Origin of the sequence: Leadbetterella sp. DM7 (genome assembly GCF_040829825.2) — a bacterium.
Classification (GTDB): domain Bacteria; phylum Bacteroidota; class Bacteroidia; order Cytophagales; family Spirosomataceae; genus Leadbetterella.
Genome location: NZ_JBFOLH020000083.1, coordinates 1 through 255 on the forward strand (window position 1 = coordinate 1; position 255 = coordinate 255).

Sequence of the window (255 nt, forward strand, 5' to 3'; positions counted from 1 at the left end):
TTTTCACCTTTCCTTCACAGTACTAGTTCACTATCGGTGTCTCAGGAGTATTTAGCCTTGGCGGATGGTGCCGCCGGTTTCAAAGGGGATTTCACCGGTCCCCCCCTACTCAGGATCCTGCTCTCTCATTACTTCTTTACGCTTACGTGTCTCTCACACTCTCCGGATGACCTTCCCAGATCATTCAGCTTAAAATAACTCGATTCCAGCAGTCCTACAACCCCGGGTATGCCGTAACATATCCGGTTTGGGCTT

The 255-nt window shown here is 49.8% G+C and carries 1 rRNA gene; it reads right to left on the reverse strand.

Annotation, left to right across the window (positions count from 1 at the left end):
• Positions 1-255: ribosomal RNA gene (locus AB2U10_RS19315) — 23S ribosomal RNA — on the reverse strand; the annotation flags it as partial.